The organism is Gallintestinimicrobium sp., assembly GCF_046968865.1.
In the GTDB taxonomy this organism is placed as follows: domain Bacteria; phylum Bacillota; class Clostridia; order Lachnospirales; family Lachnospiraceae; genus Gallintestinimicrobium; species Gallintestinimicrobium propionicum.
In genome coordinates this window covers 28,862-55,519 of record NZ_JBKVPW010000011.1, presented here as the reverse complement: position 1 = coordinate 55,519, position 26,658 = coordinate 28,862, and the positions used below count along the sequence as shown (strand labels likewise).

Sequence of the window (26,658 nt, the reverse complement as noted above, 5' to 3'; positions counted from 1 at the left end):
CCTATTGTTATTATTTTTACGTTTTTTCATATTCCGTTTCTGCTTCATCTTTCTTTGTCCTCATGATAATATAATATATGCACTAGGAGGTTTGCTTATGACTTTACTTACTTTTTTATGCCAACTTATTTCAACTACCACTTTTATACTGATGTGTCATCTGATCCTTTCAAAACGTCTGCCCCGAAAAATCACTTACCCTCTATACTTATACACAATTTTTATCTGTATTTTTCTGGCCCCGTTTTCCGGGCAATATGGCATCCCGATCTTTTTACTTGGAGCGATTATTATTTTGCTGTTTCATAAAAAGGATCGATTATACAATCTTCTCTTTTTTCAGATTCTATGGGCTTGGAGTGTTCTGACTGACTACGCTGTCACTATTCCGCTGCGTATCGCCGGATATGATTTTGATGTCATTCTGACCTCCCTTCCCCTCACGCTCCTGTTCTCCATCCTCCACGCCCTCCTTTGCATCCTGCCGTGTCTGTTTATCGGCAACCGTCTGCACCGGAAGCTGGTCACGGATCAAAATGTAATCCCTCCGCGGATTCAGTTGCTTTTGTTTCTGGAGGTCACAATCTGTTCCTGTATTTTCCTGATCAACATCATTTTCGGCAGTCTGCTTCATTATCCGAGCGATATTCTGTTCTTCAACGGAATCCTGATTTTCTGCTTCGCAACAGCAAACGTCCTGATTTTTCTGATGCTTTACAACACACTTCAGGCCAACAAAAAGCTGGAGCTTCAGGCCCGTGAGCAGGAAAATCTGACACACTACATGGCACAGCTCGAAAATCATTATCAGGACATCCGACGGTTCAAACACGATTACCTGAACATTCTTTCCACCATTACCGGCTACATCCAGGAAAACGATATGGACAAGCTTCGGAATTATTTTGATTCCAGTATCGTCACGAGCAGCAGCATTCTGGTCAATCAGGACGACACCCTTGCGCGTCTGTCGCTGATCAAGGTGACGGAGATCAAGGGTCTTTTGTATACAAAAATGGTACAGGCAATGAACCGTCAGCTGGATGTTTCCTTCGAGCTGACGCAGGAAATCACAGAACTTTCCACTGATTTGCTCACTCTTTCCAGAGTGCTGGGTATTTTTCTGGATAACGCGATCGAAGCTGCTTCCGAAACCGAACAGAAACGGTTTCATATTGCAATCGTGTGCAAGGTGCATTCTGTTATTTTTCATATTGAAAACTCGACGAAGCCGCTTCTTTTCCCTCTGGAAGAGCTTTTCAAGCCAAGTATTTCTTCCAAAGAAGCGCACAGCGGTCTTGGACTTCCCACCGCAAATATGCTGATCGCCAATGCGCCGGAGCTGACCTCCAACACGATCTGCGAAAACGGTCTTTTTAAACAGATTCTTGTTGTTTCCAACTTCAAAAAGAATTATCATAATATATCGTGAGCATAGCTCACTCAATAATTTCGCCGTTCGCGATGAGCAGGCTTTGCCTGTTCCCGCTCTCTTGCGCTCATTAAATCATAAAGATTTCATGCCGCTTCTGCGGCAGAATGGGGGATGACATGATACCAATTTATTTATGTGAGGATAACCCGCTTCAGCTTGATCTTCTCAAATCCATGATCGAAAAGTACATTTTCATTCAAGCTTACGACATGGAGATTCGACAGGCCGTCCACACGCCGCATGAGCTGCTGAATCTGCTTCCGGATCAGCCCGAAAATGCCGTTTATTTTCTCGACATCCATCTGCACTCTGACATGGATGGAATCGAACTTGCCTCAGCAATCCGCCAGAAGGATCCGCGCGCATTCATTATTTTTACTACGACGCATTCCGAAATGGCAATGACAACGTTCCGCTATCAGGTAGAACCGCTGGGTTTTTTAATCAAAGACGATCCGAACTACACCCTGCAGATTCTTCACTGTTTGCAGAGCGTTCTCGAGAAAAGTAAAATTCCGGCTTCTCCGAACGGTCGGCTGCATTTCAGGATGCCCGATCAGGATTTATTCATACCAATCCATGAAATTCTTTATATCGAAGCGACCGGTGCGCACCGCATCACCGTCCATACGACGACTGCGATCTACCAGTGCAGCGGCTCCTTGAATGAAACGCTCTCCAAACTCGACCAGAGCTTTTTTCTCTGTCACAAATCCTGCCTGGTAAACACTGCGCATATCCGCACGCTGTATCGCCGCCCCTGCCAGATTGTTCTGGATAACGGCGCGGTCTGCCCCTGTGCACAGAGGCGTTTCTCTCAGCTGCAGCACCTGATGGGAATTGAATAACCTCAGCTTCTGCAGAAAATCTGCCGCAGTCCTTCTGTATACAGCACTGTATACAACGGTCCCAGAAAAATGCCGCCGGCTCCAAACACTTTCACACCTGCATAGACTGACAAAAGCATCAGCACCGGCGGCAGACCGATCTGCGCACCCAACAGGCGCGGTTCCAGAAGCTCCCGTGCTGCAATACACGCGACGTAGGTAACCGAAGCAAATGCCGCACCCTGAGGATTTTCATTCAAAAGCTGCCAAATTGCAGTCGGAATCAGTACAATGCCGGTTCCGATCATCGGCAATGCGTCCAAAATCCCTGCCAATAATCCAATCCACAGACCATTTCTGACTTTTCCAATCCAAAGCCCCAAAACTGTAATTCCTGATATGATCACCAGAATTTTCAGCTGCGCCCTGCAGTAACCGCCTGTCATCCGTAAGATTCTGTCAATATTTTCCCAGATCTCGCTCTTTTTCATCCATTCCGAAAAACGCGCATAATCCCTGCACAGCCAGAACGCCGCGATCATCCCGATCCCCCAGAACGCTCCTGTCCGCAGCGCAAAGCTGCAGGATTTCGCCGTCCAGTCCGCAGCCTTTGGCAAAATCTCCCGACCGACAGTTTTCGCCATTTCGTCTCCCTTATCCTGAAAAAACGTTCGAATTTCTCCCTGTTCCCTCCCGAGAAGCTCTTCCGCCCTGCAACAGCCATTTTCAAACGCTATATTCACCTGATCTTTGATCGCTCCTGACTCACTTCCGATTTTTACCGCCCATGCAGTTCCCTTTGACAGCAGAAAAAAGAATCCAGCCGCAAGGATTCCGGTCAAAAGCAGCAAAAATCCTGCCATCAGGATGTCTTTGCGAATCCGCAGCCTTTTCTCTGCCCGGCAAAGCTGCGGATATAAAATTCGGACAATGAAAAAAGCAAACACAAACGGTGCAACAAGCGGCAGCAAATATCGAAGCACTGCGTATAACCCGCCTGCAAGCCCTGCAGCATAGAGCACTTTTTGCCTGCAAGACCGGGCATTCTCTCTATTTTCCTCTGCATCCGCAGCGCTATCCTTCTTCTCCAAACAGCTGTTTTTTTCAAAAAAATTACCCATACCATTCTCCGTTCCGCAGATGTTTTCCCATCTCCATTGAGACTTAGTATGAGTAATTTCGACATTATTATGATATCAGGATCAGGATTCAAAAAGCGATTCGTGATATTGGGTATTCCTTTCTACTATTTTTCTGCCGCTTTCCGCACCAGATTTTCTGACATAGCGATCAGCAGAAACAGAAACGGAATGCAGCAAACCTGCTGATAACAGAAAAAGTTGTGCGCACCGTAAACGAGTACCGCCAGCAGCCCCATCAACGCCATTGGTTCTTTTTCCCTGTTTTTCCAGAAGCGACACACCGCAGCAGCCAGAAATCCGACAAACGCTGCAAATCCGATCCCGCCGGTACAGAACAGCTGGTTTAAAAATTCATTATGCGCATTCGTCAACGTCTGATTCTGCCCGAAATAATGATGCAGTCTGCCCGCAAGATCTGTGTCTGCATAGCAGTAAACCGAATAACAGTCCGGTCCAACGCCCGTAAGCTTTCTCCACAACGGCAGCTTTGCAAACGTTTCCGCCGTGATGCTCCAGGAAAAGCCGCGGGAATTTCCCCAATATTCATCAAATAAAAGATACTGGCCCGTACTGGAAACCCCGAACCATTTCTGCAGCAGACCGGTTGTATTCGCCCAAATCGTCACCACAAAAAGAAGCATCAGACCGACCACGCCGATCACTGCAATCTTTCGCAAAGTCCGCCCACAGCGGATAATTTCTGCAGCTTCATGCTTTTGCCGGTACAACAGCAGCACAATGTATCCCATGCACACGATCAGAAAAAATACCCATGTCGCCGTACTTTTTGATAAAAATTTCGAAAGGCTGCCGAGCTGTTTTGCTTTCTCAGGGAATAACTCCTGCAAAATTCCGATCAATTTAAAGCTTCCAAACATCAACAGCAGCGTTTCCAGAAACCGTTCCATCCGATCGAAGCTGTCGCAGCCTGCAAGAAACAATCCCAGAAGCAAAAACACCATCGCAGCAAACGCACTGTCGCTGTTCTGAGTCACAACCGTTCCAAAGCCCAGCATGCAGTACAGCCCTGCTGCCATGCGGATTCTATTGTCTTTTGCAATAAAAAACACCGCAGCTCCAGCTGTCAGCGCCACGCAGACATATCCGGAATACCAGGACGCCTGCCCGATGGTCGAAAGAAACAACAGCTGCCACGACTCATCCAGGCCCTGATACATTCCGAGGGGATCGATCGAAAACCGGTGCAGGATCCCCAGCAAAAACACGCCGCCGGACGCCAGCATATGTACTGCCAGCAGCCCTTTCCACCAGATCAGATACCTCGATACCAGAAAATACATCAGCACAAGAAGTACCTGCGTCCGCAGCCCCATCGACCAGCCATCTGTGCCAGTCCATGCCGCCGCACGGTCAACACTAAATAGCCACGAAACGAAAATCGCTGCAAGGTAACACAGCATGGCAATATCTAAATTGCTGAGAGAACGAGCGGCTGGGTGTGCCTGTGCCTGCACACCTGTCTGCGTCTTTGCGTCTGACTCCGGCTTGTGCATCCGCAAAAACACCTTCGCTGCGCAGTCTTTTCCCCAGCTTCCAGCCGCCAGCACGCCTGCAGGAATCAGGCACACCAGACTGACTGTCAGGAAAAACGAAAACTTCCGCACGCCCATCTGGGAATAGTGATCCTTCATAGAATAAGGAAAAACCACTGTCATCAGAAAAATCCACAGGGCGGTCAGCCACGAAACCGCAGATTTGCTTTCAAAGTGTAAGTTTGTCCGTAAGCTCATAACATACTCTTTTCCCGCTTGTCGGATGACAAAACGCAAGTTTTACTGCCTGCAGACGGATTGTCCGAATCCCGAGCTGCATGGATACCTCCCGACTCTCTTCGCTGCCGTAGCGCTGATCGCCAAGAAGCGGCATCCCCGCATGCGCCATCTGCACCCGGATCTGATGGAATCTTCCCGTTTCCAGCTCCACTTCCAAAAGTGCCCGGTTTCCCTGACATGCCAGACATTTCCAGGATAAAACCGCCTTTTTCGCACCGTTCTGCGAAGCATCGCAGACGCGAGCAATAGAAGCTTCCTTTACCAACCAGTCTGTCAGTGTTCCGCGTTTTCCGGTCAGGTCTTCTTTCGTATACACGACTGCGTAATAGATTTTGTTCATCTGATGCTGCGCAGTCTGGGTGCTTAACGCACCTGCGGCTTTTTTATTTTTGGCAAAAACCAAAAGACCGGAAACCGGCTGGTCGAGCCGGTGCACGACACCCAGATAGACCGACTGCGGCTTGCGCACTCCGACGGACGTCGTTGCCGATGCCGGCTGTCGGGTGCCGCCAAACGCCGAGATTTCCGCAGATTTGCCGGGCGCGCCCGCCGACTGCTTCCCCGTCAGGTAGTTTTTCAGCTCACTGACCATATCCGGCTCGGAAATCCGGGCGCTTTGAACCGCCAGTCCCGCCGGTTTTTCGCAAACCAGAATATCTTTATCTTCGTATATAATTTTTACTGCCACGTTCCCCTCATTTCCGGATATGCTTCAGACCTTGAAGCGATATCCAACACCCCAGATTGTTTCGATATACTGCGGATTGGCGGTGTCCACTTCGATTTTTTCACGGATTTTTTTGATATGGACGGTTACGGTCGCAATGTCGCCGATCGATTCCATATCCCAGATTTCCCGAAACAGCTCTTCTTTGGTAAAAACATGGTTCGGGTTCTCTGCAAGGAAGGTCAGCAGGTCGAATTCCTTTGTCGTAAATGCTTTCTCTTCGCCGTTAATCCATACACGCCTTGCCGTTTTGTCGATTTTCAGGCCACGGATTTCTATAATATCGTTTGTTTTCTGATGGCTGCTCGTCAGCCTTTCATACCGCGCCATATGCGCCTTGACGCGCGCTACCAGCTCGCTCGGAGAAAACGGTTTCGTCATATAGTCGTCTGCACCCAGACCCAGGCCACGGATTTTGTCGATGTCATCCTTTTTCGCACTCACCATCAGGATCGGGACATTTTTCTCCTCCCGGATCCTGCGGCATACCTCAAACCCATCAATGCCGGGCAGCATCAGATCCAGCACGATCAGGTCAAAATCCTCTTTCAGTGCGCGCGTAAGTCCTTTGTCACCCGCATATTCGATCTGTACATCAAATCCGCTCAGCTCCAGATAATCCTTTTCCAGATCTGCAATTGCCACTTCATCTTCGATAATTAAAATTTTACTCATCTGCTTCCGCCTCCCTGTATTTTCTAATCACAAAATGCAGACATGTTCCTTCGCCCTCTTTGCTGGTCGCCCAGATGTATCCGCCATGATCCTCGATGATCTTTTTCACAATGGACAGCCCGATTCCGCTTCCGCCTTTCATGGAGTTGCGGGATGCGTCCGTCCGGTAAAACCGCTCAAATATATTGCCGAGGTCTTTTGCCGCGATTCCCTTGCCGTTGTCCTCGATTTCTACCCGGATGGAATCCACCTCATCCAGCAGGCGAATATCGATCACACCTTTCTCTTTGTCCATATATTTGATGCTGTTGCCAATGATATTGTTGATGACTTTTTTGAGCTGCTCCGGATCTGCGATAATCCGGGTGTCGGGCTCCACCAGATTGGAATAGTTCAGCTGGATATTTTTCGATTCCAGATCCAGCCCGACGTCCTCTACGCAGTCTGCGAAAAATTCTGCAACGTTTATCCGGTGGAAATTGTACGGAATACGATTATTATCAATACTGGAATAATAGGTCAGCTCATTGATCAGCCGATCCATGTCGTTTGCTTTTGTGTAAATCGTGCGCAGATATTTGTCCCGACGCTCCGGTGTGTCCGCCACACCGTCGATAATTCCTTCCACATAGCCCTTGATCGCCGTGATCGGAGTTTTTAAATCATGCGTGATATTGCTGATCAGCTCGCGGTTCTGCTTTTCGTTCTGAATCTTTTCCTCTGTGGACTCTTTTAACCGAAGACGCATGTCCTCATAGTTGCGGTACAGCTCGCCAATTTCGTTGTCGTCCTCGGATTCCAGCATATAATCGAAGTTTCCCTCCGCGATTTTCTGCATCGCCAGATTCAGCCGGTTGATCGGAGCAAATACATCCTTATGGATCCACTGGGTCAGCACCATCGCCGTAAGCACCAGAATAAATATGATCGCCAGAAACATATCCAGCAGGAACGTCTTGGAAAATATACTCGTGATCCGCGTTACAATAAATGCGCTGCCCTCTGTCCCGTCTGCAAACTGAAAATCAATCTGTTTTACCAGCTTGCGCATATCATTAAAGTAATATGCGGAATCCGTTTCCTCGCTCTCCAGCCCATACGCCGGCAGCCTGGAAAAAATCTGCTGCGCGGCAGCCGCATTTCCGGCATAGTAAATCTGATCCCCTTTTCGGATGATAATATAGGAAGATTTATCCGCCGCTTCTTCATTTAATTTATCCAAATACGCCTTGTCCTCCAGCCGGTGCGTATTTTCCCGCGCCTGCTCCTGAATCGTATCGAACAGCTCATCCGTCGCCTGACTGAACGCATCGATCGATTCCGACATCATGCTGTACGCCCGCATACCTTCGCCGTAGGTCGTCTGATCTCCCGACCGCATCATGACCGTCCCAATACCCAGAAACGCACACAGGGACAATAAAACCGGAAGCAGGATGATCGTCAAAAATGTGATTGCAAGCTTTGTCTTAAATTTCATGATCTGACAACTCCCTGTCTTTTGCTGCAGACAGTCTGCATTTCCCGACTGCACTGCATTACTGTTTTCAGTATACCACATCCTTTTTTTCTTTTTATAAAATAGAAAGAATATATTTCTAAAAAATGTATAAATCTAAAAAATGGTGTTGACATTTCCGGATCGGCGACCTATAATAAAGCCATGATAACAATAACGATTATCGTTGTCGAATAGGAGATGAAGCAATGCCGGCTTTGAAGTACAGCCGTCAGCGGGAAGCAATCAAGAGCTTCCTTATGACACGCAAAGATCATCCGACCGCAGATGTGGTATATCACTCTCTCCGTGCAGACTTTCCAAACATCAGTCTTGGAACTGTCTACCGGAACCTGACGCTGCTTGCTGACCTCGGTGAGATCGCAAGACTCCGGCTTGGGGACGGTGTGGATCACTTCGATGCCGATACCAGCCGTCATTATCACTTTATCTGCTCGGAATGCGGCAGCGTTCTCGACCTGCACACCGAATTTCCGGATTCCTTCGATTCTCTTCACGGGACATCCGTGGATGGAAACCGGATCGACGGACATGCAGTGTATTTTCAGGGGATCTGCCACTGCTGTTTAAACAAACAGCACAGTTAATTTTTCACAACAAATCAGACAATGAAACCCATTGTCATGAATAAGAAAGGGGATTAAAATTATGAAATTCGTATGTTCTGTATGTGGTTATGTTTATGAAGGTGAAAAGGCTCCGGAAGAATGTCCTATCTGCCATGCTCCCGCTTCCAAATTCGTCGCTCAGTCCGGCGAAATGAACTGGGCTGCTGAGCACGTTGTAGGCGTTGCACAGGGCGCTCCGGAAGATATCATCGCTGACCTGAGAGCAAACTTCGAGGGCGAGTGCTCTGAAGTTGGTATGTATCTGGCTATGGCAAGAGTTGCACACAGAGAAGGCTATCCCGAAATCGGTCTGTACTGGGAAAAGGCAGCTTTCGAAGAAGCTGAGCATGCTGCAAAATTTGCAGAGCTGTTAGGCGAAGTTGTTACCGACTCCACCAAGAAGAATCTGGAGATGAGAGTAGAAGCTGAGAACGGCGCTACCGCTGGTAAGACTGATCTGGCAAAGAGAGCAAAGGCTCTGAACCTGGATGCAATCCATGATACTGTTCATGAGATGGCCCGTGACGAGGCCAGACACGGAAAAGCATTTGAGGGTCTGTTAAAGAGATACTTCGGTTAATGAAAAATCCCGTATTTACCAAGGTTTACAAAAATTCTGAGGTGTGGCATCAAAAGCCACACCTCATTTTTTCAAACTCTTTCTCAATTCGCAAACTTCCTCTGTTTTTCCCCCCTCTGCTATGCTATACTGTGCGTAGACACGAGCCGTGCCTCGGCTCCATATTACCGCACGCCATCCTTTTTTCGCGTGCGTTACAAACGGGAGGGACTTATGAAAATATCGACAGAAATCGCCTCGGCTGCAGCGCTGGTCGGCGAAGAAAAGGCTGTAGAATATACCGCCAAAGCAGGCTTTGACGCATGGGATTTTTCCATGTTCGACATGTGCAAATATGATTGGAGCGCCGGATGCTTTTTACCCAATGACAATCCGCTCGCTTCCGACAATTATCTCGCCTTCGCGCGCAGATTAAAACAGATCGGTCTCGACAACGGCATCCTCTGCAATCAATCGCACGCGCCGTTCCCGTCCCGCGGACCGATCATCCCCTACTTAAAACGCGCGCTGGAATGCACCGCAGAGGCAGGCGGCAAAATCTGCATCATCCATCCGGACAACTACCTGTCCGCCCAGGAAAACGCGGAAATGTACTTTGATCTGCTGCCGTTTGCAAAAGAATGCGGCGTTAAAATCGCAACCGAAAATATGTGGGGCTGGGACAAGGAAAAGGATCAGTCCTCTTTCGCGGCATGTGCGACCTCTGCAAGCTTTAACGAACACCTCGACGTCGTAAACGACGACTTTTTCGTTGCCTGCCTGGATATCGGACATGCAGAAATGCGCGGTTCCGGAGAAGGTGCAGCCAACATGATCCGCGCACTCGGAAACCGTCTGCAGGCGCTGCATATCCACGATAACGACTGCTGGCACGATTCCCATCAGATTCCGTTTTCCATGTCCATCGACTTCGACGCTGTCGTAAAGGCGCTCAAGGACATCAACTACTCCGGTTACTTTACACTGGAAGCGAGCAGCTACCTCGAAGCATTTACACCGGAAACGACCCAAAAAGGGCTCTGCGACCTCGCGGCATCCGCAAAAAGACTTTCCGATATGTTTGAAGCACTGTAAGGCTCCAGACCCATCATATAAATTCAGCCGCTCTGCATCGGTTTTTCCGGCAGCAGCGGCTGTTTTTATCTATCCCTAAGCTCTTCTTTCGCCTGGTGCACGCTCTCCACATATTCCTGTCCCGGCGTCTGCATCAGATACTTCGGCGCCAGAAATGCAGCGTCATGGAGCTCTTCAAGCGCAGCCTGCTGCTGCCCCGTCGGCACTGTCGGCGCTACTACCCGCGTCTGCCACACGGACATGCAGCCGGTGTATTCCACCAGCCAGAACAGCGGCTCCATATTTTTTTCCATTCTGCCGTGCAAAGCGCCGGCATCCATCCCGGTCAGTTCAACCAGCCTGCCAATATGCGAAGGCAACGGCTCTTCCACACTGCCATCCGGCAGAATCAGACATTCCCCGTTATCTTCATCGTTCTGATGTTTGTGAATAAATTCCAGCGCTGTCATGTCGTCCCCTCTCTCCGACGTTTTTTCTGCTCCCATCGTAACAAAAGCTTCCCACTTTTTCAAGCCCAACCCCCAAAAGCCCTTTTTTTAATAATACCGCATATCTCATTTTTTTCTGCACATAATAAAAAAACGGAGGTATAAAGATTGAAAAAGAAAATTTTTCAATCGCGAGCTTTGTGTCTGTGCGCACTTGACACAAACTCGACATGCGCAAAAAATGTGCGCAGAAATGAGGGAAATTATGAAAAAACTTTCTTTTGCAGGTTCCATTCTTTTAACCACGATTTTGCTGTTCGCTGCGGCATGCGGCAGAAACACTGCGACCGAAACCGTTCCGCCGCAGACCCAGATCGCTTCGGAATCTGATTTTTCCGAAGAAACTTCGATGAACGGACAGACCGACTCCATCACGCCGGAGAGCAGCGCCACCGATCTTATCGGAAACGCTCCTTCCGAAACGGCGTCCGGCTCCAACTCCAACGGAAACAGCGCAGCCAACGGAACTGCCGCCGAAACACAGGACGGTCTGATGTCCGGCAAAACATCCACCGTAACCGGCAAAATTCAGGAAATGAAGGACTTTATGTTCGTCGTCGTTTCCGATGACGGGACACCCCACGCATTTTCCTATGATTCCGATAAGCGACCGGACGGGCTCGACCAGATCAAATCCGGCGACCGCGTGACCGTCACCTATACCGGTATTTTATCCGAAATCGAAAGCTTTACCGGTGAAATTATTTCCATTGAAAAAGTAAAACAGTAATAAAATTTTCACAGCCGCTTCCCTGCTGCCGCATCTGACAGCGCCGGAAAGCGGCTGTGTCCAGGATTTTAATAGATACTACAATTATGGACTTATTCCGTCCCTTAACCGGAACGTCTTCCGGCATCCTGTACAGGAGCAGCTTTGTAATTCTGCTTTCATTAGGAAAACGAATGGCAGGGGCAAAGTGTTGTAAAAAGTTTACACAACCAGGTTGCGTCCTTCTCCGCTGATAAATGCCGCGATATTTTTACAGGTCTCCTCCACGCAGCGTTCCCGCGCTTCGATGCTCGCCCAGGCCATATGCGGCGTCAGCTGCAGCTTTCCGGTTTCTTTCAGCGTCGCCAGGGGGTTATCTGCAAGGATCGGCTCCTTTTCGAACACATCCGTGCCCGCTCCTCTGATCTCTCCGTTTACCAACGCCTCATACAACGCATCCGTATCCACAACCGCACCGCGCGCCACATTGATCAACACTGCGCTCTTTTTCATTTTGGAAAAGGCGTCCGCATTCATCAGGTGAAACGTTCTGTCGCTCAGAGGACAGTGCAGAGACAAAATATCTGACTGTGCCAACAGGGTATCCCAATCCACCCGTTCATAGTCCCTGCAGTCGCTGTGTCCTGAGGTTGCATAAAAAATAACCTTGCAGCCCAGGGCTTCTGCCGCCTTCGCAACCCGTCTCCCGATATTTCCCATTCCGGCGATGCCCCAGGTCTTTCCCTCCAGTTCATACCAGGGTTTAAAATGAGCAAACCGGGGCTGTGATGCATACGCGCCGGATTTTACGTAGTTATCATAATACGGCAGGTTTTCCAGCACAGAGAGCGCCAGGGCAACTGTATGCTGCGCAACTGCAGCCGTCGAATAATTCCGCGCGTTTGCCACATGGATGCCTCTGTTTTTACAATATTCAATATCTACGTTATCATAGCCGGTGGAAAGCTGACAGATCATCTTCACCTGCTTTGCATCCTTCATTGTGGATTCATTCATCGGACTTTTGTTTGCCACAACGATATTTGCATCCGCGATCCGTTCTGCCACCAGCTCATCCGGCGTGCTGTTGTAAAAATCCACCTCGCCAAACTGCTTTATCGCTTCGACGGAGACATCCTCACCGACACTGCTTCTGTCCAATACTACAATCTTCATGTGTTCCTCTCATTTCTGCGGCTCGTTCCTTCGACCGCCTGGGTTCTTTTTCATCCGGCGTATTCGCGCCGTCTGCTGTTTTCCTATAAGAGTAGCAAAAAACGCACAGCACTTCAAGCCAGAAACTCCCGCAAAAGCTCTGTCAACTCGGACTCAGCTGCCCTGGGCTCCTGCATTCTGCGGACAGCAGCGGTTTGCCCCACGCTCTCGACCTCTCTACGCACCTCTCGCTCCTGCTCATCCAGATAGTCGTTATCCCGCTTTACCTGCGCCAGCCGCTCCGACATACGGTTTTCCAGAAAATCCGCCAGCGTGATTTTCAGTTCCTCTGCCGTCGACGCCGTATCGATCATCCCAATCACCGCAAAATACAGATACAGACTCAAAAACGCCTGCAGATAAAACCAGATCACATTCCCAAGCGTCTGTCCGCCCATCAGCCCCATGCAGGCTCCGATTCCGTCTGCAAAAACAGACAGAAGCAAAAGCTGCCCGCCAAGTCTGTCCCAGAACCGCAGGCTGAACCGTCCGAATTTCAACTGTCGCAGAAATTTTTCCACATAAACCGATGTATTCATCCTGCCGCCGTTTAATTCGCACAGGCTGCTGTATTTCAACACGCATTGCCGTAAAATTGTATTCGGTGAAACAGAAAGATTCGCCGTTTCCCCAAGCAGCCGTTTCAGCCGCATACCCGGAAAAAATCTGCATAAAATACTAAAAAACAAAAGCGCCGCTGCTGTTCCCATCAAAAGATATCTTGTCATGCTTTCCTCCATCCTGCTTTCCTGCGTCCTGATGCCGCGCAGGTTCCGCTTTTTCTTTAGTATAAGGCCCCTGGATTCCCGGCTGCAATCCTCGCAGGCGCACAATCGATTTCCAATTTCCGCCTTTCTTTTTCACAGGAAAACTGCTATAATCCCTATCGGAACAAGAAAATCGAATTTTCGACGGCAAAACAAGGAGGATTCTATGACCTACAAGACAAAAGGTACCTGCTCTACCCTGATCGATATCGAGATGGAACCGGATCAGCATACAATCAAATCTGTCGCTTTTACCGGCGGCTGCAACGGCAACTTAAAAGGCATTTCCAGCCTGGTAGTCGGCATGAAAGCCGAGGACGCAATCGCACGTTTAAAGGGCATTAAATGCGGCTTCAAGCCCACGTCATGTCCTGATCAGCTCGCCCGCGCGCTGGAAGAAATCGTGCAGGCGCAGTAATTTTTACGACAGAAAGTAATTTTGAGGAGATCCCATCATGAGTAAAAAAATCGTACTTACCGGTGGCGGAACAGCCGGTCATATTACCCCGAATATTGCCCTTCTTCCCGAGCTCGAAAAAGCCGGCTACGAGGTATTTTATATCGGTTCCTATGACGGAATGGAAAAACGCCTGATGGCAGATTACCACATTCCTTATTACGGCATCGCTACCGGCAAATTCCGGCGGTATTTTGACCTGAAAAACTTCTCAGATCCGTTCCGCGTACTCAAGGGATTTTCCGAAGCCCGTAAAATTTTAAAAGAGCTGCAGCCGGACGTTGTTTTTTCCAAAGGCGGATTCGTATCTGTCCCGGTTGTGCGCGCTGCCGCTTCCCTGAAAATTCCATGCGTTATCCATGAATCCGATATGACACCCGGACTTGCCAACAAGCTCTGTATCCCGGTTGCCCGAAAGGTCTGCTGCAACTTCCCGGAAACCTTAAAATCGCTTCCGGCTGAAAAGAGTATCCTGACCGGCTCCCCGATCCGAGAAGAACTGCTGCACGGAAATAAAGAAGCAGCAAGGAAGCTCTGCGGTTTTCATTCCGACAAGCCGGTTCTGATGATCATCGGCGGCTCCCTTGGCTCTGCGGTCATCAATCAGTCCGTCCGCGAAGCGCTTCCAAAGCTTCTGGATGATTTTCAGATCGTGCACATCTGCGGTAAGGATAAAATTGACAACCTGTTATTAAAAACACCCGGCTACAAGCAGTTCGAATATGTAAAAGACGATTTAAAGGACATCTTCGCCATGGCGGACATCGTCGTTTCCCGCGCAGGTGCAAATGCAATCTGTGAGCTGCTCGCCCTCAAAAAGCCCAACCTGCTGATTCCGCTTTCTGCAGGTGCAAGCCGCGGCGACCAGATTTTAAACGCACGCTCCTTTGAGGCACAGGGCTTCTCCATGGTGATCGACGAAGACTACCTGTCACCCGGTCTTCTGATAGAAAAAGTGCATGCACTGTACTGCTCCAGACAGACCTATATTGACGCGATGGAAAAAAGCCGCCAGACCAATGCAATTCCTTCTATTCTTGAAATTTTAAACGAGATAACGGACTGAACATGAATAAAAAGCGCTGTGCAAATGAACGATTCGGCAGGAAACAGCCTTTCCTTTTAGGAACGGCAGTTTCCAGACTCCGGATACATCAAATGCACAGCGCTTTTTCCTGATATTTGCGAGGATGAACGTGCGTCTGTCTTATCCAAGAATTTCTTCTTTTACAGCTGCCAGCTCTTCTGCGGTCGGGCTGGTCTGCTTCCAGTTGATCGTCTGTCCGTCATTTTCATATCTGGGAATCAGGTGGATATGGAAATGAGGAACAGTCTGTCCTGCTGTCGCACCATTATTCTGAACGAGGTTAAAGCCATCGCAGTGCAGCTTCTCCGTCATCTGGCCTGCCATCTTTTTCGCCAGGGAAAATGCTTTCTGACACCAGTCATCCGGCAGCTCATAAAGATTTCCAAAATGCTCCTTCGGCATCACGAGGGCATGTCCCTTTGTCGCAGGTCCAAGATCCAGGATCACGCGGAAGCTGTCGTCTTCATACAACGTATTGGACGGAATCTCTCCGTTTGCAATTTTACAGAAAATACAATCATCTTTTTTCATGTGAAAATCCCTTCTTTCTAAATACCGGCGGTATAATGCTTAATAAAAATCCAAGAAGAAAACCGCTCAACAGTCCGCCTACATGCGCCGCATTGTTCACATACGCACTGCCAAACCCTGCATACAGAGACAGGACAACGGCGAATACCGCTCTTTTCAGGGAAATTCCCGCAGCCGCTCCTTTTTTGACAATTACCAGAAAAAGCAACGCACCCGTCAGCCCGAAAACCGCTCCGCTGGCTCCGATCGATTCATAAAAGCTTCCAGTTGAAAGCTCATATGCCGCAGAAAGCAGATTTCCGAAAATCGCAGAGCCAAAATACAGGATCAGAAAGCGCACCTTTCCAAGGCATCTTTCCACCACATCGCCGCAGCAGTAGAGCAGCAGCATGTTGTTGAGCAGATGCTCGACGTCGGCATGCAGAAATGCAGCCGTAATCAGTCGATAAAACCCGCTGTGCTCATAGAGAAGATACACCACGCTGAAGCAGCCCTCCGATTCCATCCATTCTCCTGCTTTGGGCAGGATCAGTCCGATCAGAAAAAGAATGACATTCAACGCTACCAGCACCACTGTACAATAAGGGATTTGGTTCTTTGCTCTACCAGCTTCCATCCCGTTGTTTTCCATCGTTTCCCGGTATGCCATAGCCGTTTTCCTCCTGAAATGAGGGTATCACTTACCTGTCCTGGTGTCAACGCTGTTCCTGCACTCTTTCATACCGAAAGCGCTCTCTTCCAAAGCATACCATATCCCCCTCCTGTAACTGCACGCTTTCGTTCGGAGAAAGCTTATGTCCATTGACGCTCGTTCCATTTCTGGAATTCAGGTCGCGCACGCTGATTCTTCCTCCGTATCCCTCCAGCCGTGCATGGATTCTGCTGACCGATCGGTCTGACAGCACGACGGAAACTCTTCCTTTCAGCTTTCCGATCGTAAGCGGAAGTCCCTTTAGCACAAGACGCTGCTCTTTCCCCTGCGCATTCAGGCAGTACAGCCCATCGTACTGCTCTGTCATGCTGTCCAGATCGGCAAAATAGACCGTCTCCTGACTGCCATTTTCATACAGCTGCTGCTCATAGCTGTCCCATACCATCTGATCCATCCTGCTGACCGACACTTCCTCGCATTCCTCCCCGACAGACTTGCTCTTCCGAAATCCTGAAAACAACCGCTTCCACCAGGGCTTGTGCGCTGCTTTCTGTTCATCCCCCTCTGTCATGATATCTGAGGCGTATTCAGCGTCTTGATAAGAAACGCCTGTCAAAGCACCTCGCTGCCCTACAGTTCCCGACTCTGACGTACTTTCACTTTTTCGCAGCTCTACAGGCCATTCGCCATCCGGCAGCGTTATGCGCGCCCCAACAGTACTCCTGCAGCTCCAATCTCCCGAATCTCCCTCTCCGCCGTTTCGTCCACCGCTTTCCGTGTACGCCCCTGACACGCACCAACCGTGCTCCTTTCCCCGCCCGGTCTGCTTCGAAGCCTCCATCTCTTTCTCCAGAAACGGCAGGAAAGAGGACAGCACAAAGTAATCCGCCTTGGAAAGCTTATAGAATTCATACGCAAGGTTTACTGCCTGCTCCTGTCCATGATCGATATGCTCCAGAAAGAAATCCGCCAACTCCGTATACTGTTTTCCAGTCTGTAGTCCGCCTGGATAAAAAGCAAAATAAAGCTCCCCTGTCTCCACATCTGCAAAAATTACCTCTTCCTCCAGAAGAACCCCAGACTCATCCAACATGTACTCCCCCAGCTGTGCCTGTACCGCTGCTGTATCCCGGATAATCCGTTCCAGGTCTGCCGCCTTCATTCTCCGGCTTTCATACAGCCGTGCAAGCGGCTGGCGGGAAGTAATGTCATAGTATAAAAGCTCTTCCCCATCCAGATACCGCAGGCTGCACGGAAGCAGCCTTCCAATTCGATTGTGCTGCATAATCCGGTAATCATACCGCTCCGCCATATCCTTGTCCTGGCAGGGTAATACCATATAGCTATGGTTCAATTCCCGTTTATAGATCACTTTTTCCGCAATCCGATCCTGTCCACTTTTTCGCTCTATCTGCTTATTCATCCCCCAGTTCCTTTCCTCTTCTGATTCCTCTGATATAAGCCGCCGCATTCCTGACATACGCAGTCTGCTTTACCTTCAGCCGTCCTCTGTCGCCAACAGCCGCCAACCGTGCAAGCGGCGTTTCCCGTTCCAAAGTCACTTCAACCCGAAGCATTCCGGCTTTGATCTGCCTTTCTTCTTTTCCAAAAGACAGAACCTCCCCCTCCAACAGCTGATTTAACTGCCCATCCGCATAACCGGCGTCCGGGCGTTCCTGTGCCGCACTCCGAAAAGCCGCTGTATATGCCGCCTGCATCAGAAAACAGCCCTGATACAGATAACTGCAAAGTCCGATCAAAAGCACAATGAAAATCGAGGCAAGCGGAAGAAGCACCGCCGCTTCTACGACCACATAACCGTCTGCTTCTTTTTTTTTCTGATATTGGTTTTTTTCCATAATTTTCTCATCTTTACGTCTGCAACAGCTGCGTAATCACCGTCGCAGCAAACAAAAACGGGGCAAACGGCAGCCTACTGTTCTGATGAAGCACACCGATCCCCATCCCGCAGCCAGCTACAACACCAATCAGCAGACAGCCCATGCACAAAATTGAAACGCATGCTTTCCACCCCAGCAACAACCCGAATACCAGCAGCATTCCCGCGTCTCCGCTCCCGACCTTTCCGGCAGTCAGGATTACAACGCTTTCCAGACATACCGCCGGAAGAATTGCTGCAAACATTTCCCAAGCACTCTCCGTTCCCTGCCAGATACGAATCCCGGACAGAATACATCCTGCGGCCGCGCCAGCCAAAAGCACCGACAATGTAATCTTCCGCCTTTTACAGTCCGTTACCGAACAACACACTCCAAATAAAACCGCCAATCCTGTTTCCATATTTTTCTCTCTGTCATCCGCACCGTGGACAGGCATGTCTGCCCATCTCCAGCGCCTGCATCAGCGTGACGCTTTCAATCGTCCGTCTGAGCCCGCTGCAGCTTACTGTATTATGATATCTGCTTCCTCCGTCCGTCACATAAATCAGCCGATTTTCTAACCGTCCCCTGCCAACACATACGCTGCATGGTGTATAATCTGCTGTTATTTCCTCCCGGTCTGCAAGGCGGATGGACGGATTCAAATAGAGACAGCTCCGTTCCCGGTGATAGGCTTCTCCTGATTTTGTAATATAAACCAGCTCTTCTTCCTGCCGTTCCCAGTCTTCTCCCGTCCCGTCCCCGCTGTAGCCAATCCATTTGTGCATCACGCACCCGTTTACGACATAGCTGCTCCGAAAAGCGGCTGTCCCAAATGGCGCAGAGACCGGCGTCAGCCGCATCAGCCGTACATCCGGTTCTCCATCCTCCTGCCCATAGGCATACAGCGCAAGCTGACGGGCCGTCTGATGCAGCTGCGCTTCTTTTGAGGAATACGTCCAAAATACCAGAAACAGCGATAAAAGATTGGCAACTGCAAACAGGAAAACCGGCAGTACAACTGCTGCCTCCACCGTCATGCCAGCCGGAAGCGCCCGGCGAGATGCCTTTTTTCGCCCCGGACAGATCCACCTGCGTATCCATCCGGCAATTCGGTCTTTGGGCTTCCGGGAATTGAGAGCATGTTGTCCGTATTTTATACTGCTGTCCTGGAGAGAAAACAGCAGCGCATTCGATAATAGGTTTCTCCAAAAAGGCATCCGGCCCGACCCTCCCCTCTTAATCGCTTATTCATACTCGTACCGCCTTGTGATTTCATAGCTTCCGGTATAGCCGCTGACTACCCGGATACATGCCTGCATCCCGTCGATCAGCCCATCCAGCCGAAAATTGCTGTTTCCCGGCGTCTGCCGGATATCGCTCTCCATCACATCCATCAGTCCTGCAATCGCCTTTTTTGCACCGTGACATACCAGCAGCGCGCCGAGATAATCCTGATAGCTCATCCCGTCCGCAGACGAACGATAGGAATCCAGATGGCTTCTGTAGGTCAACAGCTGAGAAAACGGCGTATTCCAGCTTCCCTCGCTTTTGACAAGCGGAATCTTATCCCCCCGCAGCAAAATTCGGACATCCTTGACACTTTCCGCGTATGCCCAGGCAAATAAAATCACGGTCGCTGCAAGGTCTTTTATCTCAGGCAAGCCAAGCAGTATGGCAATAACGCCCGCTGCGGTTTCCGCCTCCGCTTTTAAGCTGCTTCCAAATAGAAAGGCTGCGTTCACAGCTTCCCGAAGCAACAAAATCTCCTGCAGCGTCTTTTTCAGATTTTCCCGATCCTGCGTCTGCTGCTGCAAAATATATTCCACCTCGTAAGCGAGCGCGCTGTTTTCTTTCTCCTGCCCGAAGCTGCCGCATTTTTTCAGGATATAAGCATACAAAAGCCCCTGATCGACCAGGCTGTTCACAGCTTCCTTTCCATCCGACAAACCGGTTCCACTGTTTAAATGCCGCACAGACGGTCTGCCCGCCCCGGAAAGACACGCACTGGAAAGCTGCATTCCCTGCACCGCTGCTCCCAGAATTCCCTCGCTGCGCGTCGCCCGCACCGCATCCGACGGTGTTTCCGGAATTTCTCCATCCCAGTCTTTATCCTGAAGCTTTTTCCGGCGAAAAATCTCTTCTTTCAGCGATTCCTCGGCAGCATCCCACTCTGCTTCCAGATCGCGTCCCTGCAAATCTTCCAGCTGGTTTCCCTGCTCCAGCAACGTTTCCGCCAAAGAAAGCCCGGAAATATCCTTCATATACTGGACGATATGATACTGCAGCACCGTCCCGCCATCGTCAGTTGCAACGCCCGCCTGCAAAAGCTCCACATCTTCTGTCGAAAGCCCCAGCAGGTCTTTTGCCCCTGCTGTTGAAAATTCCTCCTGTGGACGCAGATTCCGTTCCATATAACGGAAAATATGTTCTTCCGTCCGATGATAGGATGGATCGCCGGTCTGATACGCCGTATCGATAAAAAACAGGTCATACTGATCCAACATTTCCCGATGATATTCCGCCAGCGCAGAATCCAACGCCATATCCGCACAGCACTCTATGTACATTCGAATCGTGGAGATTCTGACCGCCGTCAGGACGGCCAGAATCAGCGAAAGCAAAATGCCCATAACAAGTGCAAGATATACCGTCATATAGCCAGGCGTACTCTGCTTTCTCTCGCTCCAGGGCTTATCTACACAGGATACAGCACGATGCACGTCTGCGTACTTTTCTGCTTTCTGCCTCATATCTTCCCTGCCTGGGACGTGATTTTGCCAAAAATATTCGTCACAAGCTCTGTAATTCTGTCTTTGAAAATCAGCACGAGTCCAGTTGCGACTAAAATCAATAACACGACTTCCACAGTTCCGACTCCATCTTCATTTCTGAGCACCTCATACACTCTTCTCTGCAGCTTCCATACTCCATTCACTGCACGGTTTTTCCAATACATCAGCATATTTGTTCCTCCTCGTCTTCCTATCATTTATCGTTTCTTACTGCACGTTCGATGCAACGTTTCCCAGGCACCGTCACAGTCCTCCGAAGGAAAGCCACGCCGGTACCAAAATCAGAATCATCACCACACTCAGCATCAGCAGCATCGGAAATAACAATTTTGTCTGTGCTTCCTCTGCTTTTCTCCGCGCGGCAGCTTTCTGTTCCTCGAACGCATTCTCTGCCTCCTGTCCGAGTGCAGTGATCAGTTCGCCTGTTCCCCTGCGGATGTTCTGGGCCAGCAATGCCGCGCACTTTTTATATTGCGGCAGACGGGTGCGTTTTCCAAAACGTTCCAGCGCTTCGGTCTGCGTCATTCCGCTTTCCATTTCCCGAAATGTCCGGCGCACCTCTTCGTAAACAACACCATTCTTTTCTTTGGAAAGTCTCGCAAAAATCTGTCGGATCGGCATTCCAGTCTGCGCAAGCAGCGTCAACCGCGCTAAAAAGGACGGATAGGCCAATGCGAGCTCTTCCTGCCTCGCTTCTCCTTCTTTTTCCAAATCGTGATCATATGCAAACGAAATCAAACCTGCCCCTGCTATCGTCAGACATAAAATCCACAGCCCATATGGTTCCTGATGCAGCCGCCATTTTACAGGCTGCTCTTCCAGTGTTTCCGGCAGCGCTGCCGACGCTTGCTGCAGACTGCGCTCTGCTTCCAGCTGCCGTCCTGTTTCGCGCATCAGTCGATCTGCCAGACTGTCTCCCTTTGGCACAATCCGCACTGCAAAGGAGCATTCCCGCTCCTGCTCAACACACTGCAGTCGGACGCTCAGCACTACCAGCTCTCCGCCTTCCTCCACCCACTGTTTCCGAATCTGTCCGGAAGCATCCATCAGGTCATAGCAGTCACTCTGCCAGCTTCCCGTCACCAGCCCGCCGCAGAATCTCTCCGGCAAGTCCAGATCGTCTTCCACGCTGTCTGGGTTTGGAATTGCCGCTGCCCAGCGCTCCAGCTCTACCTGTGCCTGATCCAGAAGCGCTGATGCCTCTTCTTCTGACAGCTCCTGCTCCGGCACCGATACCGAAATCCTCCGCAGCTTTTCGTCTCCGACCTCAGCATCCAGTACATATGTCCGGTCTCCTTCCCCGCTGTCCGGGCGAAGCAGTTCTGTCAATGGCTCTAAACCTCCTGTCGTCAAAAAAATCTGACAAAGCAGTGCCATCGCCAGCCCGGCGGACAGGATCGCCAGCAGGCGCTCTGTTTTTTGAACCTGAAATTCCCGATATTTGAGAGCGCCTGTTTCCCGCCCCCAGATCCGGCACAAAATTTCCTGTCCCTGCCTGTTTCCCGTTTTCCTGCCGCCTCGGTTTCGTTCCATTTTTTTCTGCAACACTACCAGCCGCAGCGCACACGAATGAAACAGTCCAACCTTTTTTCCTTTTTTCTGTTTCCACATGTCCTCTATCACGCCCGAATATCCATAATCTTCTCCGCCAGCACGCACGACGCCAGATACAGCCCGAGGCAGACCGTCATAATCGCGATTCCTGCCGGGTTATGATACAGTCCGTCAAAGAATCCCTTCGACGACACCTGCATATAGCCGTAGAGTAAAAACGGAATCAGCATCATCACCTTCTGCTCATATTTTCTCGATGCCAGCATCGTCGCAATATCCCGCTGCGTTTCCATCCGCTGTCCCGTCAGGTCTGCTGTTCTCTGAATCATCTCCTTTAAGTTGCCGCCCAGATGCCGCGCTGTTGCAAACACCTCTGTAAAATCCCGGATTTCTTCGATGCCGCTGCGCCTGCCAAAATCCAGAAGCATCTGCTCCAGCGCCACCCGGTTTGTCAGTCCCTTGCGAATCAGTGCAAGCTCCTGTCCCATCTCGCTATTTTGTCCGTAAAGGACGCCGATTTCGCGTTCCACATCCAGGAATGCATTTTCTATGGAGCTCCCTGCCTGGATACCTGCCGTTACCATCAGGATAGTATCCTTAAATTGCAGAGAGAGTCTTTCCTTTCTTTTTTGAATTCTGTTCTTTTTGTCGCGTCCGTATAAAACCTTCCATACTGCCGGAAACGCCAGCATTCCAAGCCATGACCGGTAGAACATCCCTGTAAAAGCGCCTGTTGCAAAAAATGCTTTGAAAAAGCAGAGCAAATATTCCTGCCAGGAAAACCGGTATTTGGAATAGTCCGTTTTATTCTCAGCCAAAGCCCGCCGCTTCCAGCTTTTCCACATGACAAAGTTCTCCTTTCTTTTCCAGTTTGCCGCTGACCTTTTCCCGCGTACTGTTTTCGTCCTCTTCAAAGGCATACAGCGTCCTGGTCATAATCTCCCCTTCCGAAAATCCTGTAATTTCTGCGATTTCCAGTACCTTTCTGGTTTTGTCCCGCATCCTTCCAAGATGCACTAAAATATCAATTCCCGATGCGATCTGTCTTCGTATGGCAGACAATGGAATGTCCATTCCCATCAGGAGCATGGTCTCCATCCGAAGCAGCATGTCCCGCGCTGTGTTTCCGTGCCCGGTTGACATACTCCCGGCGTGCCCGGAATTGTAGGCGGTCAGCAGCTCACAGATCTCTGCACCGCGAACTTCCCCGACGATAATCCGATCCGGCCGCATTCTTAAACTGCTGCGGATCAGATCCCGCACGGAAATCGTTTTGCATCCCTCCATGTTGGCGTTTCTGGTTTCGAGGGAAACCAGATTTTGCGCATATTTTAACTGCAGCTCCGCGCTGTCCTCGATCGTCACGATTCGTTCCTCCGGCGGAATCGCCTGCGACAGCGCATTTAAAAACGTCGTCTTTCCGCTCCCCGTACCCCCGCTGATAAAAATGTTGTACCGGCACTTTACCAACAGTTCGAGAAAGCTTTTGCATTCTTCTGTAATCGACCCAAGCGCCACCAGCCTGTCCAGCGTCATTCCCTCTTCCGGAAACCGCCGGATTGTCATCGCAGGACCATTTAACGCAACCGGAGAAAGCACGACGTTTACCCGTGAACCATCGGAAAGCCTTGCATCCAGAATCGGAGACGCCTCATTGACAACCCGGTTGCAGCCCGCCGCGATCTGCTGAATCACATCCAGCAGCCGTGCAGGACTTTCGAACCGTCCCTGCCACTGCGTAAGCCTGCCGTCCTTTTCGATAAAAATCCGATCCGGCCCGTTGACCATGATCTCCGTAATCCGCTTGTCCTCCAGAAGCTCCTGCAGTACATCGAAACCCCGAATCGCCGCAAACAGCTCTCTGCCAAGCTTTCTTCGCTCTGCCACGTCCAGCCTGCCGATGCAGTCGCTTCTGCAGAGCCTTTCATCTATCAGCCGTCGTACCTGCCCATCCGAAAAATCCTGTCCGCAGTCCAGCTTCTGCAAAATTTCCTGCTTCACCTGCACGCGGAACTGTTCATACACCGCCCTGCTCATCTGCATCCAACACTTTCTTCGTATATTCCGCCAGCTCCCCGGTCAACAGATTTCCGATGTCCTTGGGCAGTTGGCAGAAAAATGGCAATTTTAACTTTTTCGAGCGCTCCCAGACGTCCGAATAATCCGTCCGTTCCAGCGTCTCCCGATACTGAGCAAGCTTCGCGGCGGCAAAGCCGTCCTCCCGTACGATCGTGTAAATCCTCGTACAACGCCGCAGGACATCAAATAATCCCTGCACCCCATCCGACAGATCCAATAGAATGACGTCATATTGCCCATCATCCAATAAATCCAGCAGACGCCGCCATTCCTCTCTGGCGATTCCGTACAGATCGTACCCGCATGACGCCGGAAGAATGAAATCCATTCCGTTGATGCACTCCGCTGCCTGATACAGTCTGCCTAAAAACTGCTCCTTAGACTCCTGCAAATAGTACAGCAAACTTGCGAACTCTGTGTTATCCGCCTGTTTTCCAAGCATCTCGGTCAGCCCTGCACAGCATTCAAAATTCAGATACAGCACCCTCTTATTTGCCGCCAGAAGCTGTCCCATCGTCAGCGCAAGCGTTGTCTGCAGGCTGCGTCCTACCGGCGTATAAAATCCGTACACGCAAGCCTTCCCTACCGTCTGCAAAAATGGCAATTTCTCTGTTTGCATCGCCGTCTCCGTGACTTTTTTTGCAATCCGGAGCACACTGCTGTACTTGCTCACGCACGGAAGCTCCTGTACCGGGCTGTTTTCTTCCTCCTGCAGCAAAATGACATGCCGTACCCAGTCCTTCATCTCTTCCCGAAAAAGCCCCTGCGCGATCAGCAAAATCTGTACCGGCTTTCGGGCGAGAGAATCCTGTAAACGCTCTGCTCCCGTAAAAGCCAACACCTCAAACGGAAAATCCTCCCGTCTGCTCAGCGCATCCATCAGCCTGCATGCATACGCCTCCTCCGGATCGCAAATCGCCAATGTCCGTCTATTCAATTGTTCGTATTCCTCCTGGTAATTTCCTAAACAATAGAATACACGCTCTGCGAGTATTCTATTGTCATGAATAACAGAATACAGAATTCAGAAAATATAAGAACCGCTAATCAGCGGTATGGACCGGGATCAGATGCCTCTGCATTGATCCCGCCTGATGGTAAGACAAAGTATAGACCGGATTTTCTGTACTGTCCAGCGCAAGATAGTACCTTAAATGTTACTTGTGACGTTTTGACAAACCTGGTATGCAATCTTTATGTATTTTTACCACATCAAATACACCCGCACGCCGTACAACAATGCAACACCCGGTAGTCCGAGAAATCCAGACGTCAACGCACTCAGCGCATTGATTCCGACGCACGCATCCAGTCCTTTTTCCTGCAGATATCCGTTTATCAGAAAAATGGCGATCATTCCAAAAACCAGCCGCAGCATAAAATTCAGCGCAAGCTCCGCTCCCTTTTTCATAAGCCCTCCCGCCCGGACTTCGTTGATCTATATATATTCCTGCCTGTCACGCAGATATTCGTATCATACGATGGAAATAACCGCAGATATTTTTTCTCCCTGCCCGGATATTCATTGTCCGGATGTATATTTCTTCCAGTTTTTCTCTATACTGTAACAAACTCCCCTGCCAAAGCTGTCAGAATACCGGGGATTTCGAACGTTACCACTTTATCTTTCCGGGAGGAACACACATGAAAGTTTCTTTTCGCATCGGCGGCAGACCGTCCGCTGAGCTTGCCTCAAAAACGCCCGAAGAAGCCTTGAGAAACAATCTGCAGCTCGCCAAATGGGAGCTGGACAATGCCTATGCCGGGTTCGAATACGCGACCGATCCTGATCTGATCGACTGCTACATTTTTCAGCTCAATGCCGCCATGAAACGTTACCGTTATCTCCTCAATCAGTGGAACGGACTTGATAAAGTCTCTGCAGGAGACGTGTAATTTGGCGCATAAGCTCCTTCCTGACCGTATTTTTCACACGATACAAAAGAGGAAAACAGGAGCAAACAAAGGGGCCTCTTTTTCGATGCGCTTTCTGTAAAAAAGGACCTTGGATTCCCCTTGGAACCCTTGGTCCTTTTCTCTCTCTAACAATATCTGCAATGCGTG

30 protein-coding genes are annotated in these 26,658 nt (G+C 50.0%); 9 read left to right on the top strand and 21 right to left on the bottom strand.

Going from position 1 to position 26,658, the window contains the following annotated elements:
* Positions 1 to 97 precede the first annotated feature (97 nt).
* Together ACLTOQ_RS10720 and ACLTOQ_RS10715 are read left to right on the top strand one after the other, a co-directional pair.
* A complete protein-coding gene (locus ACLTOQ_RS10720) occupies positions 98 to 1,432 on the top strand; it encodes a GHKL domain-containing protein (RefSeq protein WP_337426651.1) in 1,335 nt (444 codons plus the stop codon).
* 119 nt (positions 1,433 to 1,551) lie between these two features.
* Positions 1,552 to 2,283, top strand: coding sequence for a LytR/AlgR family response regulator transcription factor (locus tag ACLTOQ_RS10715; protein WP_021915036.1), 732 nt, complete (start codon positions 1,552 to 1,554; stop codon positions 2,281 to 2,283).
* Between the two features lie 2 nt (positions 2,284 to 2,285).
* On the opposite strand, the gene ACLTOQ_RS10710 is transcribed toward ACLTOQ_RS10715, so the two are convergent.
* The 5 genes from ACLTOQ_RS10710 to ACLTOQ_RS10690 all read right to left on the bottom strand — a co-directional run bounded on the left by ACLTOQ_RS10710 (position 2,286) and on the right by ACLTOQ_RS10690 (position 8,079).
* Positions 2,286 to 3,383 carry an AI-2E family transporter gene (locus ACLTOQ_RS10710; protein WP_021915037.1) on the bottom strand — a complete coding sequence of 366 codons (1,098 nt, stop codon included), beginning with the start codon at positions 3,381 to 3,383 and terminating at the stop codon, positions 2,286 to 2,288.
* A 125-nt stretch (positions 3,384 to 3,508) separates the two neighbouring features.
* Entirely contained in the window at positions 3,509 to 5,155 is a 1,647-nt protein-coding gene (locus ACLTOQ_RS10705; protein ID WP_337561011.1) for an O-antigen ligase family protein, read from the bottom strand.
* Entirely contained in the window at positions 5,127 to 5,885 is a 759-nt protein-coding gene (locus tag ACLTOQ_RS10700; protein ID WP_337426657.1) for an RluA family pseudouridine synthase, read from the bottom strand. Before ACLTOQ_RS10700 ends, ACLTOQ_RS10705 begins: the two co-directional genes overlap by 29 nt.
* A gap of 24 nt (positions 5,886 to 5,909) precedes the next feature.
* Entirely contained in the window at positions 5,910 to 6,599 is a 690-nt protein-coding gene (locus ACLTOQ_RS10695; protein ID WP_021915040.1) for a response regulator transcription factor, read from the bottom strand.
* Entirely contained in the window at positions 6,592 to 8,079 is a 1,488-nt protein-coding gene (locus tag ACLTOQ_RS10690) for a sensor histidine kinase (RefSeq protein ID WP_412287027.1), read from the bottom strand. The genes ACLTOQ_RS10695 and ACLTOQ_RS10690 overlap by 8 nt, the downstream gene beginning before the upstream one ends.
* Positions 8,080 to 8,306: 227 nt before the next feature.
* Here ACLTOQ_RS10690 and ACLTOQ_RS10685 point away from each other — a divergent pair, with 227 nt between their 5' ends.
* From ACLTOQ_RS10685 to ACLTOQ_RS10675, 3 genes are all read left to right on the top strand, one after another.
* The gene (locus ACLTOQ_RS10685) at positions 8,307 to 8,705 is read left to right on the top strand and encodes a transcriptional repressor (RefSeq protein ID WP_308728245.1); all 399 of its coding nucleotides are present in this window, start codon (positions 8,307 to 8,309) and stop codon (positions 8,703 to 8,705) included.
* Positions 8,706 to 8,763: 58 nt separating this feature from the next.
* On the top strand, positions 8,764 to 9,306 hold the full coding sequence (locus ACLTOQ_RS10680; protein WP_117962559.1) for an NADH peroxidase: 543 nt from the start codon (positions 8,764 to 8,766) through the stop codon (positions 9,304 to 9,306).
* Positions 9,307 to 9,519: 213 nt separating this feature from the next.
* Entirely contained in the window at positions 9,520 to 10,380 is an 861-nt protein-coding gene (locus ACLTOQ_RS10675; RefSeq protein ID WP_308728246.1) for a sugar phosphate isomerase/epimerase family protein, read from the top strand.
* A 65-nt stretch (positions 10,381 to 10,445) separates the two neighbouring features.
* Here ACLTOQ_RS10675 and ACLTOQ_RS10670 read toward each other — a convergent pair whose 3' ends face one another.
* Entirely contained in the window at positions 10,446 to 10,892 is a 447-nt protein-coding gene (locus tag ACLTOQ_RS10670; RefSeq protein ID WP_308728247.1) for a hypothetical protein, read from the bottom strand.
* Between the two features lie 181 nt (positions 10,893 to 11,073).
* Here ACLTOQ_RS10670 and ACLTOQ_RS10665 point away from each other — a divergent pair, with 181 nt between their 5' ends.
* Complete coding sequence (locus ACLTOQ_RS10665; protein ID WP_412319377.1) at positions 11,074 to 11,598, top strand: hypothetical protein; 525 nt, start codon at positions 11,074 to 11,076, stop codon at positions 11,596 to 11,598.
* 201 nt (positions 11,599 to 11,799) lie between these two features.
* Here ACLTOQ_RS10665 and ACLTOQ_RS10660 read toward each other — a convergent pair whose 3' ends face one another.
* Together ACLTOQ_RS10660 and ACLTOQ_RS10655 are read right to left on the bottom strand one after the other, a co-directional pair.
* On the bottom strand, positions 11,800 to 12,753 hold the full coding sequence (locus ACLTOQ_RS10660; protein WP_118497130.1) for a D-2-hydroxyacid dehydrogenase: 954 nt from the start codon (positions 12,751 to 12,753) through the stop codon (positions 11,800 to 11,802).
* 113 nt (positions 12,754 to 12,866) lie between these two features.
* A complete protein-coding gene (locus ACLTOQ_RS10655; RefSeq protein ID WP_262587159.1) occupies positions 12,867 to 13,520 on the bottom strand; it encodes a hypothetical protein in 654 nt (217 codons plus the stop codon).
* Positions 13,521 to 13,725: 205 nt separating this feature from the next.
* On the opposite strand from ACLTOQ_RS10655, the gene ACLTOQ_RS10650 reads away from it, so the two are divergent.
* The gene (locus ACLTOQ_RS10650; RefSeq protein WP_021915049.1) at positions 13,726 to 13,977 is read left to right on the top strand and encodes a TIGR03905 family TSCPD domain-containing protein; all 252 of its coding nucleotides are present in this window, start codon (positions 13,726 to 13,728) and stop codon (positions 13,975 to 13,977) included.
* 37 nt (positions 13,978 to 14,014) lie between these two features.
* Positions 14,015 to 15,082 carry an undecaprenyldiphospho-muramoylpentapeptide beta-N-acetylglucosaminyltransferase gene (locus tag ACLTOQ_RS10645; protein ID WP_262587157.1) on the top strand — a complete coding sequence of 356 codons (1,068 nt, stop codon included), beginning with the start codon at positions 14,015 to 14,017 and terminating at the stop codon, positions 15,080 to 15,082.
* Between the two features lie 141 nt (positions 15,083 to 15,223).
* Here ACLTOQ_RS10645 and ACLTOQ_RS10640 read toward each other — a convergent pair whose 3' ends face one another.
* The 13 genes from ACLTOQ_RS10640 to ACLTOQ_RS10580 form a co-directional block, all read right to left on the bottom strand.
* Positions 15,224 to 15,634, bottom strand: coding sequence for an HIT family protein (locus ACLTOQ_RS10640; protein WP_021915051.1), 411 nt, complete (start codon positions 15,632 to 15,634; stop codon positions 15,224 to 15,226).
* Positions 15,621 to 16,283, bottom strand: coding sequence for a rhomboid family intramembrane serine protease (locus ACLTOQ_RS10635; RefSeq protein WP_117962535.1), 663 nt, complete (start codon positions 16,281 to 16,283; stop codon positions 15,621 to 15,623). Before ACLTOQ_RS10635 ends, ACLTOQ_RS10640 begins: the two co-directional genes overlap by 14 nt.
* 46 nt (positions 16,284 to 16,329) lie before the next feature.
* A complete protein-coding gene (locus ACLTOQ_RS10630; protein WP_262587154.1) occupies positions 16,330 to 17,709 on the bottom strand; it encodes an FHA domain-containing protein in 1,380 nt (459 codons plus the stop codon).
* The gene (locus tag ACLTOQ_RS10625) at positions 17,702 to 18,145 is read right to left on the bottom strand and encodes a hypothetical protein (protein ID WP_262587152.1); all 444 of its coding nucleotides are present in this window, start codon (positions 18,143 to 18,145) and stop codon (positions 17,702 to 17,704) included. Before ACLTOQ_RS10625 ends, ACLTOQ_RS10630 begins: the two co-directional genes overlap by 8 nt.
* Positions 18,146 to 18,158: 13 nt before the next feature.
* The gene (locus tag ACLTOQ_RS10620) at positions 18,159 to 18,587 is read right to left on the bottom strand and encodes a prepilin peptidase (protein ID WP_412319376.1); all 429 of its coding nucleotides are present in this window, start codon (positions 18,585 to 18,587) and stop codon (positions 18,159 to 18,161) included.
* A 13-nt stretch (positions 18,588 to 18,600) separates the two neighbouring features.
* On the bottom strand, positions 18,601 to 19,386 hold the full coding sequence (locus ACLTOQ_RS10615; protein WP_337560996.1) for a TadE family protein: 786 nt from the start codon (positions 19,384 to 19,386) through the stop codon (positions 18,601 to 18,603).
* A 27-nt stretch (positions 19,387 to 19,413) separates the two neighbouring features.
* A complete protein-coding gene (locus ACLTOQ_RS10610) occupies positions 19,414 to 20,919 on the bottom strand; it encodes a DUF5702 domain-containing protein (RefSeq protein ID WP_412319375.1) in 1,506 nt (501 codons plus the stop codon).
* Positions 20,916 to 21,131, bottom strand: coding sequence for a Flp1 family type IVb pilin (locus ACLTOQ_RS10605; protein WP_262587145.1), 216 nt, complete (start codon positions 21,129 to 21,131; stop codon positions 20,916 to 20,918). The genes ACLTOQ_RS10610 and ACLTOQ_RS10605 overlap by 4 nt, the downstream gene beginning before the upstream one ends.
* A gap of 73 nt (positions 21,132 to 21,204) precedes the next feature.
* The gene (locus tag ACLTOQ_RS10600) at positions 21,205 to 22,572 is read right to left on the bottom strand and encodes a type II secretion system F family protein (protein WP_412319374.1); all 1,368 of its coding nucleotides are present in this window, start codon (positions 22,570 to 22,572) and stop codon (positions 21,205 to 21,207) included.
* An 8-nt stretch (positions 22,573 to 22,580) separates the two neighbouring features.
* Positions 22,581 to 23,360 (bottom strand): type II secretion system F family protein, encoded by a 780-nt coding sequence (locus ACLTOQ_RS10595; RefSeq protein WP_021915060.1) that lies wholly within the window; start codon positions 23,358 to 23,360, stop codon positions 22,581 to 22,583.
* A complete protein-coding gene (locus tag ACLTOQ_RS10590; protein WP_412319401.1) occupies positions 23,326 to 24,552 on the bottom strand; it encodes a CpaF family protein in 1,227 nt (408 codons plus the stop codon). Before ACLTOQ_RS10590 ends, ACLTOQ_RS10595 begins: the two co-directional genes overlap by 35 nt.
* On the bottom strand, positions 24,533 to 25,531 hold the full coding sequence (locus ACLTOQ_RS10585) for a hypothetical protein (protein ID WP_262587142.1): 999 nt from the start codon (positions 25,529 to 25,531) through the stop codon (positions 24,533 to 24,535). The genes ACLTOQ_RS10590 and ACLTOQ_RS10585 overlap by 20 nt, the downstream gene beginning before the upstream one ends.
* Before the next feature lie 267 nt (positions 25,532 to 25,798).
* A complete protein-coding gene (locus ACLTOQ_RS10580) occupies positions 25,799 to 26,005 on the bottom strand; it encodes a pro-sigmaK processing inhibitor BofA family protein (RefSeq protein WP_412319373.1) in 207 nt (68 codons plus the stop codon).
* 233 nt (positions 26,006 to 26,238) lie between these two features.
* On the opposite strand from ACLTOQ_RS10580, the gene ACLTOQ_RS10575 reads away from it, so the two are divergent.
* Positions 26,239 to 26,490 (top strand): DUF2508 family protein, encoded by a 252-nt coding sequence (locus ACLTOQ_RS10575; protein WP_021915064.1) that lies wholly within the window; start codon positions 26,239 to 26,241, stop codon positions 26,488 to 26,490.
* The last annotated feature ends 168 nt before the right edge of the window (positions 26,491 to 26,658 follow it).

Coding starts and splice junctions, on each gene's coding strand:
- ACLTOQ_RS10630 (WP_262587154.1), bottom strand. CDS start 17,709: ATGAATAAGCAGATAGAGCGAAAAAGTGGACAGGATCGGATTGCGGAA.
- ACLTOQ_RS10635 (WP_117962535.1), bottom strand. CDS start 16,283: ATGGCATACCGGGAAACGATGGAAAACAACGGGATGGAAGCTGGTAGA.
- ACLTOQ_RS10640 (WP_021915051.1), bottom strand. CDS start 15,634: ATGAAAAAAGATGATTGTATTTTCTGTAAAATTGCAAACGGAGAGATT.
- ACLTOQ_RS10645 (WP_262587157.1), top strand. CDS start 14,015: ATGAGTAAAAAAATCGTACTTACCGGTGGCGGAACAGCCGGTCATATT.
- ACLTOQ_RS10710 (WP_021915037.1), bottom strand. CDS start 3,383: ATGGGTAATTTTTTTGAAAAAAACAGCTGTTTGGAGAAGAAGGATAGC.
- ACLTOQ_RS10610 (WP_412319375.1), bottom strand. CDS start 20,919: ATGAGGCAGAAAGCAGAAAAGTACGCAGACGTGCATCGTGCTGTATCC.
- ACLTOQ_RS10590 (WP_412319401.1), bottom strand. CDS start 24,552: ATGAGCAGGGCGGTGTATGAACAGTTCCGCGTGCAGGTGAAGCAGGAA.
- ACLTOQ_RS10705 (WP_337561011.1), bottom strand. CDS start 5,155: ATGAGCTTACGGACAAACTTACACTTTGAAAGCAAATCTGCGGTTTCG.
- ACLTOQ_RS10685 (WP_308728245.1), top strand. CDS start 8,307: ATGCCGGCTTTGAAGTACAGCCGTCAGCGGGAAGCAATCAAGAGCTTC.
- ACLTOQ_RS10625 (WP_262587152.1), bottom strand. CDS start 18,145: ATGGAAAAAAACCAATATCAGAAAAAAAAAGAAGCAGACGGTTATGTG.
- ACLTOQ_RS10675 (WP_308728246.1), top strand. CDS start 9,520: ATGAAAATATCGACAGAAATCGCCTCGGCTGCAGCGCTGGTCGGCGAA.
- ACLTOQ_RS10715 (WP_021915036.1), top strand. CDS start 1,552: ATGATACCAATTTATTTATGTGAGGATAACCCGCTTCAGCTTGATCTT.
- ACLTOQ_RS10690 (WP_412287027.1), bottom strand. CDS start 8,079: ATGAAATTTAAGACAAAGCTTGCAATCACATTTTTGACGATCATCCTG.
- ACLTOQ_RS10620 (WP_412319376.1), bottom strand. CDS start 18,587: ATGGAAACAGGATTGGCGGTTTTATTTGGAGTGTGTTGTTCGGTAACG.
- ACLTOQ_RS10575 (WP_021915064.1), top strand. CDS start 26,239: ATGAAAGTTTCTTTTCGCATCGGCGGCAGACCGTCCGCTGAGCTTGCC.
- ACLTOQ_RS10605 (WP_262587145.1), bottom strand. CDS start 21,131: ATGCTGATGTATTGGAAAAACCGTGCAGTGAATGGAGTATGGAAGCTG.
- ACLTOQ_RS10720 (WP_337426651.1), top strand. CDS start 98: ATGACTTTACTTACTTTTTTATGCCAACTTATTTCAACTACCACTTTT.
- ACLTOQ_RS10595 (WP_021915060.1), bottom strand. CDS start 23,360: ATGTGGAAAAGCTGGAAGCGGCGGGCTTTGGCTGAGAATAAAACGGAC.
- ACLTOQ_RS10615 (WP_337560996.1), bottom strand. CDS start 19,386: ATGCCTTTTTGGAGAAACCTATTATCGAATGCGCTGCTGTTTTCTCTC.
- ACLTOQ_RS10655 (WP_262587159.1), bottom strand. CDS start 13,520: ATGACAAGATATCTTTTGATGGGAACAGCAGCGGCGCTTTTGTTTTTT.
- ACLTOQ_RS10650 (WP_021915049.1), top strand. CDS start 13,726: ATGACCTACAAGACAAAAGGTACCTGCTCTACCCTGATCGATATCGAG.
- ACLTOQ_RS10660 (WP_118497130.1), bottom strand. CDS start 12,753: ATGAAGATTGTAGTATTGGACAGAAGCAGTGTCGGTGAGGATGTCTCC.
- ACLTOQ_RS10695 (WP_021915040.1), bottom strand. CDS start 6,599: ATGAGTAAAATTTTAATTATCGAAGATGAAGTGGCAATTGCAGATCTG.
- ACLTOQ_RS10580 (WP_412319373.1), bottom strand. CDS start 26,005: ATGAAAAAGGGAGCGGAGCTTGCGCTGAATTTTATGCTGCGGCTGGTT.
- ACLTOQ_RS10600 (WP_412319374.1), bottom strand. CDS start 22,572: ATGTGGAAACAGAAAAAAGGAAAAAAGGTTGGACTGTTTCATTCGTGT.
- ACLTOQ_RS10665 (WP_412319377.1), top strand. CDS start 11,074: ATGAAAAAACTTTCTTTTGCAGGTTCCATTCTTTTAACCACGATTTTG.